This window comes from Pseudomonas paraglycinae (assembly GCF_021601625.1).
GTDB classification, from domain to species: domain Bacteria; phylum Pseudomonadota; class Gammaproteobacteria; order Pseudomonadales; family Pseudomonadaceae; genus Aquipseudomonas; species Aquipseudomonas paraglycinae.
The window spans coordinates 68014-85525 of sequence record NZ_BQHR01000003.1; the positions used below are offsets into that span (position 1 = coordinate 68014).

Below are 17512 nucleotides of genomic sequence, written 5' to 3' on the forward strand. Positions count from 1 at the left end.
GCGATGCTTTTAGCGGCTGGCGATCAACGCCTGACCGCGAACCACGGCAGCCTTGACCTGCGCCGGCGCAGTGCCGCCGATGTGGTCACGGGCATTCACCGAGCCTTCCAGGGTCAGCACGGCAAACACGTCCTGCTCGATCTGGTCGCTGAACTGGCGCAGTTCTTCCAGACTCATTTCCGCCAGATCCTTGCCGGTGTCGACGCCGTACTTCACGGCATGACCGACGATCTCGTGGCAATCACGGAACGGCAGGCCACGGCGTACCAGGTAGTCGGCCAGGTCAGTGGCAGTGGAGAAGCCGCGCAGCGCCGCTTCACGCATGATCGCGTGCTTAGGCTTGATCGCCGGGATCATGTCGGCAAAGGCGCGCAACGAGTCGCGCAGGGTGTCGGCGGCGTCGAACAGCGGTTCCTTGTCTTCCTGGTTGTCCTTGTTGTAGGCCAGCGGCTGGCCTTTCATCAGGGTCAGCAGGCCCATCAGCGCACCGAACACTCGGCCGGTCTTGCCGCGTACCAGCTCTGGCACGTCGGGGTTTTTCTTTTGCGGCATGATCGAGCTGCCGGTGCAGAAACGGTCCGGCAGATCGATGAACTGGAACTGCGCGCTGGTCCACAGCACCAGCTCTTCGGAAAAGCGCGACAGGTGCATCATCGCGATGCTGGCGGCCGAGCAGAATTCGATGGCGAAGTCGCGGTCGGACACGTTGTCCAACGAGTTGCCGCCGACGGCGTCGAAGCCCAGCAGTTGCGCGGTGTATTCGCGGTCGATCGGGTAAGTGGTGCCGGCCAGCGCGGCGCTGCCCAGCGGCATGCGGTTGGTGCGCTTGCGGCAGTCGACCAGACGCTCGTAGTCGCGGCTGAGCATTTCGAACCAGGCCAGCATGTGGTGCCCGAAGGTCACCGGCTGAGCGGTCTGCAGGTGGGTGAAGCCCGGCATGATGCTGGCGGCTTCACGCTCGGCCTGCTCCAGCAGGCCTTTTTGCAGGCGGGTGATTTCGCTCAGGATCAGGTCGATCTCGTCACGCAGCCACAGGCGGATGTCGGTGGCGACCTGGTCGTTGCGGCTGCGGCCGGTGTGCAGCTTCTTGCCGGTGACGCCGATGCGGTCGGTCAGGCGTGCTTCGATGTTCATGTGCACGTCTTCGAGGTCGACGCGCCAGTCGAACTGGCCGGCCTCGATTTCGCCCTGGATGGTCTTCAGGCCATCGATGATGCTGTCGCGCTCGGCATCCGTCAGCACGCCGACCTTGGCCAGCATGGTGGCGTGGGCGATCGAGCCCATGATGTCGTGGCGATACAGGCGCTGGTCGAAAGTGACGGAGGCGGTGAAGCGGGCGACGAAGGCGTCGACGGGTTCACTGAAGCGGCCGCCCCAGGACTGATTGGTCTTGTCAGTGCTCATGAATTCGCTCGTATCGGCTTGAAGAAAGAAGGCGTGAAACGCTGGCGCGGATAATAACAGGGTTGCCAATCCTGTCGCTGACACTGGTCGATACGTTTTTTTCTCATGACCTGATCCATAGTCGCCGGTGTCGCCGGGGGATTTGCGCAAGGATATTTTTCGATTGAGCAATATCGGCCCGACGAGCGTCTACAGTAGGACATAGGGGTCGACGTGGCGGCGGATCGCGCAAAGGTCCGGCCACCGACTATAAGAAGAGAGAGGGGTGGGTGTATTGGCCATTGGCATACCCTGCGTAAAACGCAGTCGGCGACGGGCGTCAGGCGGTACGTTGCAGGTGTCGGCAAATATTGCCGGCCGACGTACGGCACTTTTTGGCGCTCGCGCTAGTCTTAGCGTGGATCGCGGTGACGGACGTCACTCCACTTGTCTACGCTATCCTTGTGCGAGACTCACGCAGGAATCCAGCGCAATATGAATGTCCTGATCGTTGATGACGAACCACTGGCCCGCGAGCGACTCAGCCGAATGGTGAGCGAGCTCGAGGGCTACACAGTCCTGGAGCCCAGCGCCACCAATGGCGAAGAGGCGTTGGCGCTGATCGACAGCCACAAGCCGGATATCGTACTGCTCGATATCCGCATGCCGGGCCTCGATGGCCTGCAGGTGGCTGCCCGTCTGTGCGAACGCGAAACCCCGCCAGCCGTGGTGTTTTGCGCAGGTCCCGATGAATTTGCCGTGGAAGCCCTGCAGGCCAGCGCCGTGGGCTATGTGGTGAAACCCGTGCGAACCGAACATCTGCATGACGCCCTGAAACGGGCTGAACGTCCCAACCGGGCCCAGCTCTCGGCCCTGACCCGTCCTGCCGCCGAAAGCGGTAACGGCCCGCGCAGCCACATCAGCGCCCGGACCCGCAAAGGCATCGAATTGATCCCGCTGGATCAGGTGGTGTACTTCATTGCCGACCACAAATACGTGACCTTGCGCCACGAAGGTGGCGAAGTCCTTCTGGATGAACCGCTCAAGGCGCTGGAAGACGAATTCGGCGAGCGCTTCGTGCGGATCCACCGCAACGCGCTGGTCGCCCGCGACCGCATCGAGCGATTGCAGCGCACACCGCTGGGCCACTTCCAGTTGTTCCTCAAGGGCCTCAACGGAGATGCGCTGATCGTCAGCCGCCGGCATGTGGCGGGCGTGCGCAAAATGATGCAGGGGCTTTAGTCCGCAGGCTCCGGGCGGTTCTTCGTTTCATTCACCAGGCATCGCAGGCCAGGGAGGCCACGCCGTTTCTGATTCAGGTCAAAGTGGATTTGGCTGAGCTGTTATTATCCGCCGTATCTATTCAGTACGGATTGATCCATGTCCTCTCGCGAAATCCGCATCGCCACCCGCAAAAGTGCTCTGGCCCTCTGGCAGGCCGAATACGTCAAAGCCCGTCTGGAAGCAGCCCACCCGGGCCTGCTGGTGACGCTGGTGCCCATGGTCAGTCGCGGCGACAAGCTGCTTGATTCGCCCCTGTCGAAAATCGGCGGCAAGGGCCTGTTCGTCAAGGAACTGGAAACCGCGCTGCTGGAAAACGAAGCCGACATCGCCGTGCATTCGATGAAAGACGTGCCGATGGATTTCCCCGAAGGCCTCGGTCTGTTCTGCATCTGCGAGCGCGAAGATCCGCGTGACGCGTTTGTCTCCAATACGTATTCCAGCCTCGATGCGTTGCCAGCCGGCAGCATCGTCGGCACCTCCAGCCTGCGTCGCCAGGCACAGTTGCTGACGCGCCGTCCGGATCTCGAGATCCGTTTCCTGCGCGGTAACGTCAACACCCGTCTGGCCAAGCTCGACGCCGGCGAGTACGACGCGATCATCCTCGCGGCAGCCGGTCTGATCCGCCTCGGTTTCGAAGAGCGCATCACCTTGGCCATCAGCGTCGACGATAGCCTGCCGGCCGGTGGCCAGGGCGCCGTCGGTATCGAATGCCGCAGCGCCGACGCTGAGATTCATGCCTTGCTCGCGCCCCTGCATCACGCCGACACCGCCGACCGTGTCACCGCCGAGCGTGCCCTCAACAAACATCTGAATGGCGGCTGCCAGGTGCCGATCGCCTGCTACGCCGTGCTCGAAGGCGATCAGTTGTGGCTTCGCGGCCTGGTGGGCGAGCCGAGCGGCGGCAAGCTGCTCAGCGCACAGGCTCGTGCACCGCGTGCCGCAGCCGAGACGCTGGGTGTGCAGGTGGCTGAAGACCTGCTCAGCCAGGGCGCCGACGATATTCTCAAGGCAGTCTACGGCGAGGCAGGTCACGAGTGACCGCTTGGCGCCTGCTGCTGACGCGCCCGGCGGAGGACTGTTCGGCGCTCGCCACCGTGCTGGCCGAACAAGGGATTTTCAGCAGCTGTCTGCCGCTTTTGGAAATCGCGCCACTGCCGGTCTCTGACACAATGCGCCGCACGATCACGCAACTGCCGCGTTACAGCGCGGTGATCGTGGTCAGCAAACCGGCGGCGCGGATCGCGGTGGATCTGCTCGACGCTCTGGGTCTGGCGACTCTGACGATGCCGTGGTTCAGCGTGGGCGCGGCGACCGCCGCTATCCTTCGGGATCAAGGACTGGATGTGAGCTTCCCCGACGCGGGTGACGACAGCGAAGCCTTGCTGCAATTGCCGCGTCTGCTGGCGGCGGTGGCAGAGCCCGGCTCGCAGGTGTTGATCCTGCGCGGGGAGGGCGGACGCGAGCTGCTGGCCGAGCGCCTGCGCGCGCTTGGTGCTAGTGTCGAATACTTGGAGTTGTACCGTCGCGACCTGCCGGACTATCCGCCGCAGGAGCTGCCCCGCAGGATTGCAGCGGAACGCCTGAACGGGCTGGTGGTCAGCAGTGGACAGGGTTTCGAGCACCTGCGCCAACTGGCTGGCGACAGCTGGCCTGTACTTGCGCAGTTGCCGTTGTTTGTTCCAAGCCCAAGGGTTGCCGAGCAGGCCAGTGCCGCCGGGGCCCGAACAGTTGTGGATTGTCGCGGCGCGAGTGCCGCGGCCTTGCTGACGGCGTTACGGGAGCATCCCGTGCCCGTTCTCTAATGCAAAGGATGGATACGTGAGCGAAACAGCCTTGCCTAAAGATGACGTTCAACCTGTGATCGATGCACCGGTTGATGCACCGCCACCGGCCGCGGAACCGCGCCGAGGCAACGGATTGGCCATTCTCGCGCTGCTGCTCGGCGCCGCCGGTGTTGCGGTGGGTGGCTGGGGTGTCTGGCAGGTGCGACACCTGCAGACCAGCACTCAGAATCAGTTGAGCCAGGTCCAGGCGTTGAACGATCAGGCCCAGACCCTGAAGCTCAATGAGCAACGACTGACCGAGCGCCTCGCGCAATTGCCCGGCGCCGATGAACTTGCCGATCGCCAGCGTCTGGTGTCGCAACTTCAGGGCGATCAGCAGCGCCTCAATCAACGTCTGGAAACCGTCCTTGGCGCCAGCCGCAAGGACTGGCGTCTGGCCGAGGCCGAGCACTTGCTGCGTCTGGCCAGCCTGCGTCTTTCCGCCCTCCAGGACATCAGCAGCGCCCAGGCGCTGGTGCAGGGTGCCGATGAAATCCTGCGCGAGCAGAATGATCCCGGCTCGTTCGCCGCTCGTGAGCAAGTGGCGAAAACCCTGGTGGCGCTGCGCAGCACCGAGCAACCGGATCGCACCGGGCTGTTCCTGCGCCTGGGCGCCTTGCGTGATCAGGTCGTCGGCCTCACCGAGCTGGCGCCGGAATACAGGGATCGCGGCGATTCGCTGCTGGGCCTGACCTCCGATGGCGACGGCGCCAGTCGCTGGGCGCAGTGGTGGGATCAGATCTCGCGCTACATCCGCATCGATTTCAACGCTGACAAAAATGTTCGGCCGCTGCTTGCTGGCCAGAGTCTGAGCCAGGTGCGTCTGGCCCTGAGCCTTTCGCTCGAACAGGCGCAATGGGCCGCGCTCAACGGTCAGGCGCCGGTGTACACCCAGGCCCTTGCAGAAGCGCGTGACGTCCTCACGGGCAACTTCAATCCGGACAACCCGCAGAGCAAGATCATGCTCGAGCAGGTCGCGGAATTGAGCAAGCAACCGGTTACCGTCAACACGCCGGATCTCGCTGGAACCTTGAGTGCGGTTCAGGCGTATCTGGAGCGCCGTAACGTCAACGCCGAAGACTCGGTGAAACCCTTCGCCAAACCAGCCGCCAGCACCGCGCAGGAGGCGACACCATGAAGCGCCTGTATGTGATCGTGTTTCTGGTGATCGCGGCAACGGCGGCGCTGGGCCTGGCGATTGCCGAGCATTCCGGATACGTCCTGGTCGCCTACAAAAGCTTTCGTTATGAATCGAGCCTGTGGGCGACCCTGGCGGTGGTGGCGGTGCTGTGGCTGCTGGTCTGGGGTATCAAGGCGCTGGTCGAACTGGTGCTGACCTCGGGCGGCGTGGTCAATCCCTGGTCGCGTCGCAACCGCAGCCGTCGCGTGCAAGTGGCGATCGAGCACGGTCAGCTCGATCTGGCCGAAGGTCGCTGGGCCAGTGCCCAACGTCACCTTTACCGGGCCGCCGAAGCCGAGCGCCAGCCGTTGCTGTATTACCTGGGTGCCGCCCGCGCCGCCAACGAACAAGGCAACTACGAGGAAAGCGATCGCCTGCTGGAACGCGCCCTCGAGCGTCAGCCGCAGGCCGAGCTGGCGATCGCTCTCAGCCATGCGCAGTTGCAGACCGATCGTGGTGATACCGATGGGGCGCTGGTCACCTTGCAGGCGATGCACGAGCGCCATCCGCACAATGTCCAGACCTTGCGTCAATTGCAGCGTCTGCATCAGCAGCGCGGTGACTGGTCGTCGGTGATCCGGCTGTTGCCGGAGCTGCGCAAAGACAAAGTCCTGCCACCGGCCGAACTGTCCGAGCTCGAGCGTCGTGCCTGGGGGGAAAACCTTTCCCTGGCGGCCCAGCGTGAAGAGGATGGAGCTGTCGGTTTGCAGTCGCTCAACCGCGCCTGGCAGCAACTGACTTCTGCCCAGCGCCAGGAGCCGGCGCTGGTGTTGGCCTATGCCGAGCAATTGCGTCAGTTGGGCGCTCAGGTCGAAGCGGAAGAAGTGCTGCGCACGGCGCTCAAGCGCAAGTACGACAGCCATCTGGCGCGCCTTTACGGTCTGGTGCGCGGCAGCGATCCGGCGCGTCAGTTGCAGACGGCCGAAGGCTGGCTCAAGGATCATCCGGGTGATGCCAGCCTGCTGCTGACGCTGGGGCGCCTGTGCCTGCAAGCCAGCCTGTGGGGCAAGGCACGGGACTATCTGGAAAGCAGCCTGCGAGTACAGCGCAATCCGGAAGCGTGTGCCGAATTGGCGCGCCTGCTGGCCCGGCTGGGTGACACCGAGCGCAGCAACCTGCTGTTCCAGGAAGGGCTCGGTATGCTGGATGAACGACTTTTGGCTTCGCCATTGCCCGTAGCCGTTCGGGCGTGATCAGAAAGGAGGAGCGTGCTCCTCCTTTTCTTTCCGATGACGGAATAGTTACCGTTAAATCTCCTCCAGAGCAACGTCCTACAGAGGGCTACACCGAATCCTTCGGTGCCTGTCGGGATTTCCCTACACTTCTGCTGAAGTGTCGCCAGTGACCTGCCTTGAAAGCCCGAGGCCCTTTCCTCTACCGTAACTGCCTGTCTTTATTGTTACGGATAAGCCATGTCGTTGGCCTGCTCACGCTCCCTGTTCTTTATGGCTTTTACTGCGGGGATTCTGGCCCTGGGAGCTTCCTATTACCTTGAATATGCGGTCGGTCTGGTGCCTTGCAGTCTGTGTCTGGTCCAGCGTCTGTTCATGAGCGTCCTCACCCTTTGTTGTGGTGTGGCTGCGATCCATGGGCCGCAACGTGTCGGTCTGTCGCTTTACTGGATGATGGCGTTGCTCACCAGTCTTGGCGGGACGACAGCGGCGTGGCGGCAAGTGCTGCTGCAAGGTGATTCCCTGCAAAGGTTGGCGCATTGCGCGCCGGGTCCGGAAGAAATGTTCAGCAGCCTGCCGTGGTTATGCGCGCTGATGCGGATGTTCAACGATACGGCCGATTGCGCGGAATTGTCCTGGACGCTGTTCGATCTGAGCATTCCGGAGTGGAGCCTGCTGTTTTTTGTGGGGATGTCGATCCTGGCCGTTTACCAGTTGCTGCGGCAGGTCTGGATGGCGTTGCAGCAACCGCTCAGCGGCCAACCGTCGCACCCGGTGCTGGTCAGGGATTAAACACTTGTATGAACTTTCTCTCCTGCGTACCTTGAAGCCATAGGCGTGCGGGCATAATCTGGCCCGCACGTGTCATTGGAATTGTGTTGCTCGATGACGCTCTGCCTGGCCGCCTCTCAAAGCAATATTCACAAGAAGGGGCGCGGGTGTAGAGCAGCATGACCCACAAGGGAAGAGAGATCGCCATGCTCGAAAGTTGTCAGAATGCTCAGGAACGTTGGGGTGGAGTTCATCTGCTGATCGACCGCTGGCTGCAGGAGCGTGAGGAATTGATCGCTGCCTATGACAAGCTGGGCGCCAAACCTCAGGCACTGTCCGAGGATCGAAAGCCCTTGCAGGAATTCTGCGGCGTGCTGGTCGATTACGTCTCGGCCGGCCACTTCGAGATCTACGAACAGCTGACGGGCGAGGCCAAGGCCTTCAACGACAAGCGCGGCCTGGAACTGGCCGAGACGATCTATGCGCGGATCGATGTCATCACCGAAAAACTGCTCGCGTTCAACGACCTTTGCGATGAAGGCAAATGCGTTGCGGAGAAATTCAAGGAACTGGGCGGCCTGCTCCACGAGCGCTTCGAACTGGAAGACTGCCTGATCGAAGTGCTGCATACCGCACACAAGGAAGAGGATTCGGTTCAGGCCTGAATCGGACTTCGCAAGACACAGAAACGGTGCGCCCACAGCGCACCGTTTTTTATTGGGCGATCAACTGGTCGCGCCGCGCAATTCCACTTCGAACACCAGCGGTGTGAACGGCGCGATCAAGTCGCCGGCACCGTCGGCGCCATAAGCCTGATCCGATGGAATCACCAGACGCCACTTCGCGCCGACCGGCATGTTCTGCAGCGCGGTGCGCCAGCCGGCGATCACACTGTCGAGATTGAACCACTGCGGCTGGCTGTTCTGATCGAACACGGTGCCGTCGGGCAGTCGACCGATGTACAGCACCTGCACTTTTCCATCCGGGCCGGCCTTCGTGCCATTCCCCGGCGCCAGCTCGGTCAGCAGGATGCCGTCGGCCAACTCCTTCACACCCGGTTTGGCTTTTTCGGCGGTGAGAAAACGTCGCTCGCTTTCCATCGCCGCTTCAGTCGAAGGCATCGCCGCCTGCTCGGCTGTCTGCGATTCGTGATCGGCGAGGATCTGCTCGATGCGTGCTTCGCTCAATGCCAGCGGCTTGCCTTGATAGGCCTGTTGCAGGCCTTCGATCAACGCCTGGATCTGGAGCTGCGGCACTTCCTGACGCAGCCGTTCGCCGAGGCTGGCACCAAGGCTGTAAGCCAGATCGTGAGCGTCATTCGCGGTGGTTTTTTCGTCGGCCTGAGCCACGGAAAAAATCATGCAGAGGGATAAAAAAAGGTAGCGCGACATGGGCACTCTCCGTCCTGAATTGCGGTGGATTATGCCAGCGCGAACGTCTGCAACGGTGAACTGCTTTTGCCAATGCACAGAAGTTTTTCGCAAGCCTGCAACCGAGTGCTTTCGATACTGTCAACATGCCCTAGCGGCGGTAGCAGCAGAGGTCTAGTATGAGCCGCACTCACGTCAGCCAGGAGGTAAACCATGTCGGCCACCAAGAAGCCTGTAAACACTCCGTTGCATTTACTCCAACAACTCTCGGGCAGCCTGCTCGAGCATCTGGAAAACGCTTGCTCCCAAGCCTTGGCTGATGCTGAAAAACTGCTCGCCAAACTGGAAAAGCAACGCGGCAAGGCGCAAGAAAAACTGCACAAATCCCGCACCAAATTGCAGGACGCAGCAGCAGCCGGTAAAGCCAAGGCGCAGACCAAGGCCAAGGCTGCCGTGAAGGAACTCGAAGACCTGCTCGATGCGCTGAAGGATCGTCAGTCCGATACCCGCAGCTACATTCTGCAACTCAAACGCGATGCCCAGGAAAGCCTGAAACTGGCCCAGGGTGTCGGTCGTGTTCAAGAGGCTGTCGGCAAGGCGTTGTCCCTGCGTTCGGCTAAACCTGCAGCGGCACCTGCGAAAAAAGCGGCCGCCAAACCTGCTGCAAAAGCACCGGCCAAATCGCCTGCCAAAGCGCCAGTGAAAGTCGCTGCAAAACCAGCCGCGAAGAAACCCGCAGCAGCCAGCGCTGCCAAACCTGCGGCTAAAACCACAGCGGCCAAACCAGCTGCCGCCAAGCCGGCTGCTGCAAAACCAGCTGCCAAGCCTGCGGCGAAAACCGCTGCTGCGAAAGCGGCTCCGGCAAGAACTGCCGCTGCAAAACCAGCTGCCAAGCCAGCCACCAAAGCAGCCGCCAAGCCGGCAGCAAAACCAGCCGTTAAAGCCGCCGCTAAACCAGCCGCTAAAACTGCTGCTGCCAAGCCTGCGGCGAAAACCGCTGCCAAGCCGGTTGCTGCCAAACCTGCAGCCAAAGCGGCGGCGAAACCAGCGGCCAAGCCTGCGGCAAAATCCGCTGCAAAACCAGCGGCCAAACCGGCTGCTGCAGCGAAGCCTGCAACGACCGCCGCCAAGCCAGCGGCCGCTGCAAAACCGGCCGCCAAGCCAGCCGCGAAACCTGCTGCAAAACCAGCAGTGAAAAAACCTGCCGCTGCCAAGCCGGCTACCGCCAAGCCAGCTGCCGCCAAGCCAGCAGCAAAACCAGCTGCAGCAAAACCGGCCACTGCACCTGCTGCCAAACCTGCCGCACCGGCAACCCCGGCTCCGACCGCAGCACCGGCATCCGCCGCCACTACCTCGACCACCGCAACCACGCCATCGTCGGCGCCGGTGTCGAGCGTCACCAGCAACCCGTCCAGCGCTTCCTAAGTGTCGGTCGCCGCGACGCGCAGCACTTGCAGCGCGTCGCGGTTCAGGTTGGCCGCAGGGCCGGCCAGCACTTCCAGCCAGTCACTCGATTCCTTCGAATGACGCTTCCAGCCTTGCGCGGCACCTTCCAGTCGTGACAGCAGCGCACGCTCCGCCTCCAGCTCCAATCCCTTGATCTGCTCGCGCATGCCCTTGAGCACCGGATCGGTGTCGGCCAGGGTTTTCCACTGCATGCGCAATGCGCGTAACGGCTGGACCACTTCCCGGTCCCAGGGCTCTGTCAGTTGCAGCAACTGCCGGGCACGCGCCTCGTCACAGGTCGCATCGCGTTGTTCCAGCCATAAACCGCACAGCATCAGGCACACGTTGGCCCCCGCCGATTGCAGGCGCAGGCAGGCATCCTCCACGCCGGGACGGGCGTAGACGGCAAGGGCAAAGCTCCACAGGTCAGAGGACATCGTGCTACTCGCGCCAGTTGCGGGGGAAGCTGGTAGACTCCGCCGCCATTATGATCCGACTTCAGAACCTGACTTTACAGCGTGGTCCGCAACGTCTGCTAGAAGACGCCGAGCTGACCCTGCACGCCGGCCACAAAGCCGGCCTCATCGGTGCCAACGGCGCCGGCAAATCCAGCCTGTTCGCCTTGCTCCGCGGTGAGTTGCACCCGGACTCGGGCGACTGCCTGTTGCCGGCCGACTGGCGTATCGCCCACATGCGCCAGGAGGTCGACACGCTCGAACGCCTGGCGGTCGACTATGTGCTCGACGGCGATATGCGCCTGCGCGAAGTGCAGCGTGAGCTCGCGGCAGCCGAAGAGGCCCACGACGGCACCGCGCTGGCCCGCCTGCACGCCGAACTCGACAGCGCCGATGGTTACACTGCTGACGCCCGTGCGCGCAAATTGCTGGCCGGCCTCGGTTTCACCAACGAGCAGATGGATCGTCAGGTAGGAGATTTCTCCGGTGGCTGGCGGATGCGTCTGAACCTTGCGCAGGCTTTGATGTGCCCATCAGACCTGTTGCTGCTCGACGAACCGACCAACCACCTGGATCTCGACGCCATCATCTGGCTCGAAGAGTGGCTGAAAAGTTACCCCGGCACCTTGCTGCTGATTTCTCACGACCGGGACTTCCTCGATGAGGTGGTCGATCACGTGGCCCACGTCGATCAGCGCAAGCTGACGCTCTACCGTGGCGGCTATACCGCGTTCGAACGCGCCCGTGCCGAGCGTCTGGCCCAGCAGCAACAGGCCTACGAGAAGCAGCAGGCGCAGCGTGCGCACATGGAAAGCTACATCGCCCGCTTCAAGGCCCAGGCCACCAAGGCCCGTCAGGCCCAGAGCCGGATCAAGGCCCTCGAGCGCATGGAAGAACTGTCGGCGGCCCACGTCGATTCGCCGTTCGACTTCGTGTTCCGCGAGTCGACCAAGATCTCCAGCCCGCTGATCGACCTATCTGATGCGCGTCTGGGTTATGGCGAGAAAACCGTGCTGGAGAAGGTCAAGCTGCAACTGACCCCCGGCGCGCGGATTGGCTTGCTCGGCCCCAACGGCGCGGGTAAATCGACCCTGATCAAAAACCTCGCCGGTGAGCTCGAACCGCTGGCCGGGCGCCTGACTCGCGGTGAGAACACCGTGGTCGGTTACTTCGCCCAGCATCAGCTTGATTCGCTGGACGCCAAGGCCAGTCCGTTGCTGCACTTGCAGCGTCTGGCGCCGACCGAGCGCGAGCAGACCCTGCGCGATTTCCTTGGTGGTTTCGACTTCCGTGGCGCGCGCATCGATGAGCCGGTGCTGAATTTCTCCGGTGGCGAAAAGGCCCGTCTGGCCCTGGCGTTGATCGCCTGGGAACGGCCGAACCTGCTGCTGCTCGACGAACCGACCAACCACCTCGACCTGGAAATGCGCCTGGCGCTGACCATGGCGTTGCAGGAATTCAGCGGCGCGGTGCTGGTGGTTTCCCACGATCGGCACCTGCTCAAGAGCACCACCGACAACTTCTTCCTGGTCGCGGACGGCAAGGTCGAAGAGTTCGACGGCGACCTCGAGGACTACGCCCGCTGGCTGGTGGAATACCGTCAGCGCAATGCCCCGGTCAGCAACACACCGGTCAACCCGGACAAGACCGACAAGAAGGCCCAGCGTCAGGCTGCCGCTGCGTTGCGTCAGCAACTGGCGCCGCACAAGCGCGAAGCCGACAAGCTCGAAGCCGAGCTCGGCAAGCTGCACGAGAAACTGGCCAAGGTCGATGCCAGCCTTGGCGACAGCGACCTCTATGAGCCGGCGCGCAAGAACGAATTGCGAGACCTGCTGGCCGAACAGGCCAAGCTGAAAGTCCGCGAAGGCGAACTTGAAGAAGCGTGGATGCAAGCCCTGGAAACGCTGGAAAGCATGCAGGCGGAGCTGGAGGCGTTGTCCTGATGGACGCCTTCAAACTTCCATTGCCGGCGATGTGGGTCGAGCCGATCTGGCTCGGCGTGCAGATTCTGCTGATCCTGCTGGCCGGCTACTTCGCCCAGCGCGTCGTCGCCCGATTCTTGACCCGCCTGGGCGAGAAGTATCCGTTTCCGCCGCAGCTGCTGATGCCGCTGCGCGGCGGTCTGCGCTGGCTGATCATGGGCAGTGCGCTGATCTTCGTGCTGGAACGCCTCGGGGTCTCGGCCACAGTGCTGTGGACTGCGTTGTCGGGCTTCGTCGCGGTGGCGGCGGTGGCGTTCTTCGCCATGTGGAGCGTGCTGTCGAACCTGCTCTGCGCGATTCTGATCTTCACCGTCGGCCCGTTCCGTCTCGGCGACGTGGTCGAACTGGTCGACACCACCGACAAGCCCGGCGTCAAAGGCCGGGTGGTGGCGATCAATCTGCTCTACACCACGTTGATCGAGGCTGAAGAACTCGGCACCGGCAGCGCCATGGTGCAAGTGCCCAACAGCCTGTTCTTCCAGCGCTCGGTGCGCCGCTGGCGCGGCACGGATATCTTCCCTTCCAGCGGTTTCGAAAAGTGATCGGACGCCGGCCACGTTGGTCGGCGGCCGCAACATCCTGCAAAAAATCGGTAGTCATCCAGCCAAATCCGCATTAGCTTTGAGGATTGTCACGAGTCCGAAGTCGAGGTGTGCGATGGAGCTTCAAACATGGCTGGCGTTTTTTGCCGCTTGCTGGGTGATCAGTCTTTCTCCGGGTGCCGGCGCCATTGCGTCGATGTCCAGCGGCCTGCAATACGGTTTCTGGCGCGGCTACTGGAATGCCCTGGGCCTGCAGATCGGCCTGGCTGTGCAGATTGCCATCGTCGGCGCCGGTGTCGGCGCGATCCTCACGGCTTCGGCCACCGCGTTCCATGCGATCAAATGGTTCGGTGTCGCCTACCTGGTTTATCTCGCGATCAAGCAGTGGCGCGCATTACCTATGGACATGAGCGATGACGCAGCGGTACGCCCGATCGGTAAACCGCTGGCTCTGGTGTTCCGTGGCTTTCTGGTGAACATCAGCAACCCCAAGGCGCTGGTGTTCATGCTCGCGGTGCTGCCGCAATTCATCAATCCGCATGCGCCGCTGCTGATCCAGTACGTGGTGATCGGCGTGACCATGATCGCGGTCGACCTGATCGTCATGGCCGGCTACACCGGTCTGGCGTCGAAGGTGCTGCGCCTGTTGCGCACACCGACACAGCAGCGACGCATGAACCGCACGTTTGCCGGACTGTTCATTGGCGCCGCGGCGTTCATGGCGACGTTGCGCAAAGCCGCCGTGTAAAGCGTACAGACACAAAAAAAGGCGACCTTCTCAGGTCGCCTTTTTTTGTGTCTGGAACGCAGAGCGTCCCGGGCTGCATTCCCACGCGGACGGTTCGACGCCTCGACGTGGGAACGATCATCGGTCAGTGAAGAATCACTGGCGCCGTATCACGCGGCAGATTGTTGCGCTGCTGCGGTTCGCGCGGCTGCTCGTAACCGCCACCACCGAGCTGCATGCTCAGTTGTCCGGCCACGTCTTCGCCCAGTGCCTTCGAGACTTCACGCACCACCCGCGGGCGGTTGAGTGAGATCTTGATGTCGCGGTGGTTCACCAGTTTGGTGTCCTGCGCTTCACCCATCGCCGTGAAGGCCGAGGTGATTTCGTAGGTCTTGGTATTGATCAGGCTGAAGTCGGCCACCAGCGTCAGGCCCAGCACGGCCGAATAGCTGTCGGTGTGCGCCAGCTCGTTCATGTCCTGAGTGAAGTCGATGTCCGACACGGTGCCGAACAGCACGTAGTCGGCACCCTTGAAGTTGCCGGCCTTGATCCGCTTGATCACATCGTAGATGTCACCCTTGGACGACGCTGTGTACGGCGTGCCCTGCACCAGCTGGAACATGCCGGTACGCAGGATTTCACCCTTGATGTCGCCGGTGAACTTACGCAGTTCGGTCTGTTCGATGTAGCTGGTGTTGGCTTCGAATTCGTCGTAGCTCGAAGAACCGCTGGAGCTGTAGTAGCCCTCGCGGTAGTTGTTCTTCGACGAAACGATGTGGATGTATTGCTCCACACGTTCCTGGTACGCCAGATCCGTTACCGCGACTTTCGGGGCCGCTTGCACGCTGAACGCGCAAGCCAGGGCCATCATGCCAATCCATGTGCGCATCGATTAACGCTCCGTGGTTTTGCGGATCTCTTTCTCGTCCATCCACTCGGCCAGACCGCTTTCAACGTCGATCAGTTGCAGGCTGAATTTGTAGAAGACGTCCTTGTAGTCGCTGCTGCGCTTGACGATCGAGCTGATCGAACCTTCAAGACGGTATTTGGCAGCGATCATGTTGCCAGTCTTGGCCACGGTGCTCTTCTTGTACAGGCCGCTCTGGTTTTGCAGTTTGAGCTGGTCGACCTGGCTCTGCATCGCGGTGTTGTCGCTGGCGAAACGGGCGGTACCGGACTTCATCAGCTGGGTCTTGATGCTGGTGGTGATTTCGCGGGTGTCGATGTATTCGCTGGTCTTGTTCTTCACGTCGTAGACCTGCACTACAGGGCGACCCTGCAGAATGCCGGACTGGGCCAGGGAACGGGTCATCGACTCGGCGATCATCTGCAGGTCGGTCGAACCGAACTCGTTGGTCACGGTTTCAACGGCCTTGGTGTCGCCGTAGCTGATGTTCTTGCTGCCCAGGGTCGGCGAAGTGTTGGCGCAACCGGAGGCCAGCAGGGCGAGGACGGCGATGAAGGAAAAGCGTGCAAACATGGGAATGCTCTCTGAATCGGGAATAGGGTGTCGGGCTTAAGGCGTCTTGAGTTCCAGACGGAAATCCACGGCTTTCGGGGTCGGGGCGATGCCCTGGATGAAGCTGGTCTGGGCGCCGTACATCATCTGGCTCTTCCAGACTTCTTCTTCGGCGATCGGGAAACCTTCCGGCCCGAGCCAGGCGAAGCGGTAGTAGAACGTCTTGTTGCTGTTGAGGGTGTTGCTCAACTGCACGTTGACGGTCATGAAGCCGTTTTCGCGGGCCACGCGCATCGCGCCGACCACGATGTGTTTCTGCGGGCCCATGGCCACGACCTTGCTCGCGGCACTGCCCGGCTCCGGTGGTGGCGGGGTGGCGCAACCGCTCGCCAACAGGGCGAGGGCGGCGACGGCGATGAGTTTGAAGCGCATGCAAAGACTCCGTTCTTAAGGTTGTTTGAGGCTGGCCACGGCGGTGGCGCCAGCGCTCGGGGTCACGTGGGCGGCGAGGCCTGCGGCGAACACCTGATTGCCGACGGCGCGCAGGGTGATCACCTGATAACGCTGATCGACGGTCACCTTGACCTGAGAGCCACCGACGGCGCTCGGCAGAGTGACTTGGTGCTCGCCTTTCTTCAAGCGCAGACGTACCACTTGAGTGGTGTCCGGCAGGGTGCGCCACGTACGAGTATCGGCACCTTCGAGCACAGCTGAAGAAATACCGACCGCCAGACCGGCCAGCGGGTTGGTTTCGTTGATCTTCTTCTGCGCCACACCTTTGGTGATTGCGCGCACGGTGGTGCGCAGGATGATCCCCGGCATGTCATCGCGCAGGGCGCGGCGGGACATGGCGGTGGTGCTGTTCAGCGCGGTCAGGTCGACCTGTTGGCCATCGACACCGATCTGCGCGAATGGCGCGGTGGAGGTGTCAGGTTTGATGATCGGGAACGACAGCGGAGTGATCACTACGTTGTTGGAGATTGGCAGCGGCAGCGGCACGCGGATCGAATCGCGGGCTGGCGCCAGACCGCTTTGCACCACGATCAGGATGTCGCTGTCGTCGCTCTTGACCGGCTTGTCGAGGTTGACCAGCGCCTGCTCCAGCAGCGGGGTGTTCGGGCGCAGTTCGGCAGCCTTGCGATAGCCCGGCGCAGCGAGGTCTTTCTCGCCCAGGGCTTCATAAACGAAACCGGCCAAGTAATGGCTGAACGCACTCTGGTAGCTGTTTTTCAGGCCGACCACTTCCGGCGCGTCGAGGCTGGCGACCGGGTAGCCCTGCAAGTCCTTGTATTCGGTCTTGACGCCTTCCTTCTCGGCTTCCTCTTCGCTCTTGAGGTATTCCTTGTCGCGCAGGTCGGCGATCACCGCTTCACGTTCGTGCGTCTTCTTGATCGCGGTACGGGCGCCGTCGAAATCGTTGACCGCCAGCAGGTTCAGGGCCATCTGCGTGGTCAGCATGACTTTTTCGTAGTCGTAGCCTTCGTAGCGGCGCACCTTGTCGTTGACCAGGAAGCTGCCGAACTGGGCCAGGTATTTGTCGGTGTCGAGCTTGACCGAATCTTCCCACTTGCCCACCACCTGGTCGGCGCTGGTCCAGGCATTCTGGCTGCCGGACAAATCGCCCTTGGCGCGCAGCAGTTCACCCTTCTCGAAGTAATAGAGCAGGTCCTTGTCCGGGCTGGTGTTGTTCTTTTCCAGCAGGGTCAGGGCGGCGTCGACGTTGCCGGTGGCCAGTTGCTGGTTGGTCTGGGCCAGTTCGGAATCGTAGTTGCGAAACGCCGAACAGCCGGACAGCAGGGTGACAGCGCTGAGCGCGATCAGAGTGGGAGCGCGGAATGCCATGGGGTACTTCTTCCATGAGTAGCGACAGCCTCGGGTGCGGGTCGGGCTGCTGGGACCGATCGACAGTGGCGCTGGC

General features: G+C 62.1%; 18 protein-coding genes. 11 read left to right on the plus strand and 7 right to left on the minus strand.

Annotation, left to right across the window (positions count from 1 at the left end; translation table 11 throughout):
* Nucleotides 1-9: 9 nt before the first annotated feature.
* Nucleotides 10-1404 carry an argininosuccinate lyase gene (gene argH / locus L6D82_RS04910; RefSeq protein ID WP_011336517.1) on the minus strand — a complete coding sequence of 465 codons (1395 nt, stop codon included), beginning with the start codon at nt 1402-1404 and terminating at the stop codon, nt 10-12.
* Between the two features lie 474 nt (nt 1405-1878).
* Between argH and L6D82_RS04920 the strand changes: the two genes are divergently transcribed.
* From L6D82_RS04920 to rsd, 7 genes are all read left to right on the plus strand, one after another.
* Nucleotides 1879-2625 carry a LytR/AlgR family response regulator transcription factor gene (locus L6D82_RS04920; protein ID WP_007951875.1) on the plus strand — a complete coding sequence of 249 codons (747 nt, stop codon included), beginning with the start codon at nt 1879-1881 and terminating at the stop codon, nt 2623-2625.
* A gap of 138 nt (nt 2626-2763) precedes the next feature.
* Nucleotides 2764-3705, plus strand: a complete 942-nt coding sequence (gene hemC / locus L6D82_RS04925; protein WP_102717323.1) for a hydroxymethylbilane synthase — start codon at nt 2764-2766, stop codon at nt 3703-3705.
* Nucleotides 3702-4469, plus strand: a complete 768-nt coding sequence (locus L6D82_RS04930) for a uroporphyrinogen-III synthase (protein ID WP_102717324.1) — start codon at nt 3702-3704, stop codon at nt 4467-4469. Before hemC ends, L6D82_RS04930 begins: the two co-directional genes overlap by 4 nt.
* Nucleotides 4470-4485: 16 nt before the next feature.
* The gene (locus L6D82_RS04935; RefSeq protein ID WP_236188233.1) at nt 4486-5628 is read left to right on the plus strand and encodes a uroporphyrinogen-III C-methyltransferase; all 1143 of its coding nucleotides are present in this window, start codon (nt 4486-4488) and stop codon (nt 5626-5628) included.
* The gene (locus L6D82_RS04940; RefSeq protein WP_102685852.1) at nt 5625-6863 is read left to right on the plus strand and encodes a heme biosynthesis protein HemY; all 1239 of its coding nucleotides are present in this window, start codon (nt 5625-5627) and stop codon (nt 6861-6863) included. The genes L6D82_RS04935 and L6D82_RS04940 overlap by 4 nt, the downstream gene beginning before the upstream one ends.
* A 219-nt stretch (nt 6864-7082) precedes the next feature.
* Nucleotides 7083-7634 (plus strand): disulfide bond formation protein B, encoded by a 552-nt coding sequence (locus tag L6D82_RS04945; protein WP_085746773.1) that lies wholly within the window; start codon nt 7083-7085, stop codon nt 7632-7634.
* A 185-nt stretch (nt 7635-7819) separates the two neighbouring features.
* On the plus strand, nt 7820-8278 hold the full coding sequence (gene rsd / locus L6D82_RS04950) for a sigma D regulator (RefSeq protein ID WP_236188234.1): 459 nt from the start codon (nt 7820-7822) through the stop codon (nt 8276-8278).
* 60 nt (nt 8279-8338) lie between these two features.
* Here the strand turns inward: rsd and L6D82_RS04955 are convergent, their stop codons facing one another.
* Nucleotides 8339-9004, minus strand: a complete 666-nt coding sequence (locus L6D82_RS04955) for an FKBP-type peptidyl-prolyl cis-trans isomerase (RefSeq protein WP_085746772.1) — start codon at nt 9002-9004, stop codon at nt 8339-8341.
* Between the two features lie 192 nt (nt 9005-9196).
* Between L6D82_RS04955 and L6D82_RS04960 the strand changes: the two genes are divergently transcribed.
* A complete protein-coding gene (locus L6D82_RS04960; RefSeq protein WP_236188236.1) occupies nt 9197-10408 on the plus strand; it encodes an AlgP family protein in 1212 nt (403 codons plus the stop codon).
* Here the strand turns inward: L6D82_RS04960 and L6D82_RS04965 are convergent.
* Nucleotides 10405-10866, minus strand: coding sequence for a TIGR02444 family protein (locus tag L6D82_RS04965; RefSeq protein ID WP_134022777.1), 462 nt, complete (start codon nt 10864-10866; stop codon nt 10405-10407). The genes L6D82_RS04960 and L6D82_RS04965 overlap by 4 nt on opposite strands.
* A 50-nt stretch (nt 10867-10916) precedes the next feature.
* On the opposite strand from L6D82_RS04965, the gene L6D82_RS04970 reads away from it, so the two are divergent.
* From L6D82_RS04970 to L6D82_RS04980, 3 genes are all read left to right on the plus strand, one after another.
* A complete protein-coding gene (locus L6D82_RS04970; protein WP_236188243.1) occupies nt 10917-12827 on the plus strand; it encodes an ATP-binding cassette domain-containing protein in 1911 nt (636 codons plus the stop codon).
* The gene (locus L6D82_RS04975) at nt 12827-13408 is read left to right on the plus strand and encodes a mechanosensitive ion channel family protein (RefSeq protein WP_007951853.1); all 582 of its coding nucleotides are present in this window, start codon (nt 12827-12829) and stop codon (nt 13406-13408) included. The genes L6D82_RS04970 and L6D82_RS04975 overlap by 1 nt, the downstream gene beginning before the upstream one ends.
* 115 nt (nt 13409-13523) lie before the next feature.
* The gene (locus L6D82_RS04980; RefSeq protein ID WP_102685847.1) at nt 13524-14156 is read left to right on the plus strand and encodes a LysE family transporter; all 633 of its coding nucleotides are present in this window, start codon (nt 13524-13526) and stop codon (nt 14154-14156) included.
* A 124-nt stretch (nt 14157-14280) separates the two neighbouring features.
* Here L6D82_RS04980 and L6D82_RS04985 read toward each other — a convergent pair whose 3' ends face one another.
* From L6D82_RS04985 to L6D82_RS05000, 4 genes are read right to left on the minus strand one after another with little or no spacing between them, the layout of a single operon-like run.
* Nucleotides 14281-15024, minus strand: a complete 744-nt coding sequence (locus tag L6D82_RS04985) for a penicillin-binding protein activator LpoB (protein WP_102685846.1) — start codon at nt 15022-15024, stop codon at nt 14281-14283.
* Between the two features lie 3 nt (nt 15025-15027).
* On the minus strand, nt 15028-15615 hold the full coding sequence (gene lpoB / locus L6D82_RS04990) for a penicillin-binding protein activator LpoB (protein ID WP_007951848.1): 588 nt from the start codon (nt 15613-15615) through the stop codon (nt 15028-15030).
* Nucleotides 15616-15651: 36 nt separating this feature from the next.
* Nucleotides 15652-16026 (minus strand): YcfL family putative periplasmic lipoprotein, encoded by a 375-nt coding sequence (locus L6D82_RS04995; protein WP_011336502.1) that lies wholly within the window; start codon nt 16024-16026, stop codon nt 15652-15654.
* A 15-nt stretch (nt 16027-16041) separates the two neighbouring features.
* Complete coding sequence (locus tag L6D82_RS05000) at nt 16042-17436, minus strand: COG3014 family protein (RefSeq protein ID WP_236188244.1); 1395 nt, start codon at nt 17434-17436, stop codon at nt 16042-16044.
* Nucleotides 17437-17512 lie beyond the last annotated feature (76 nt).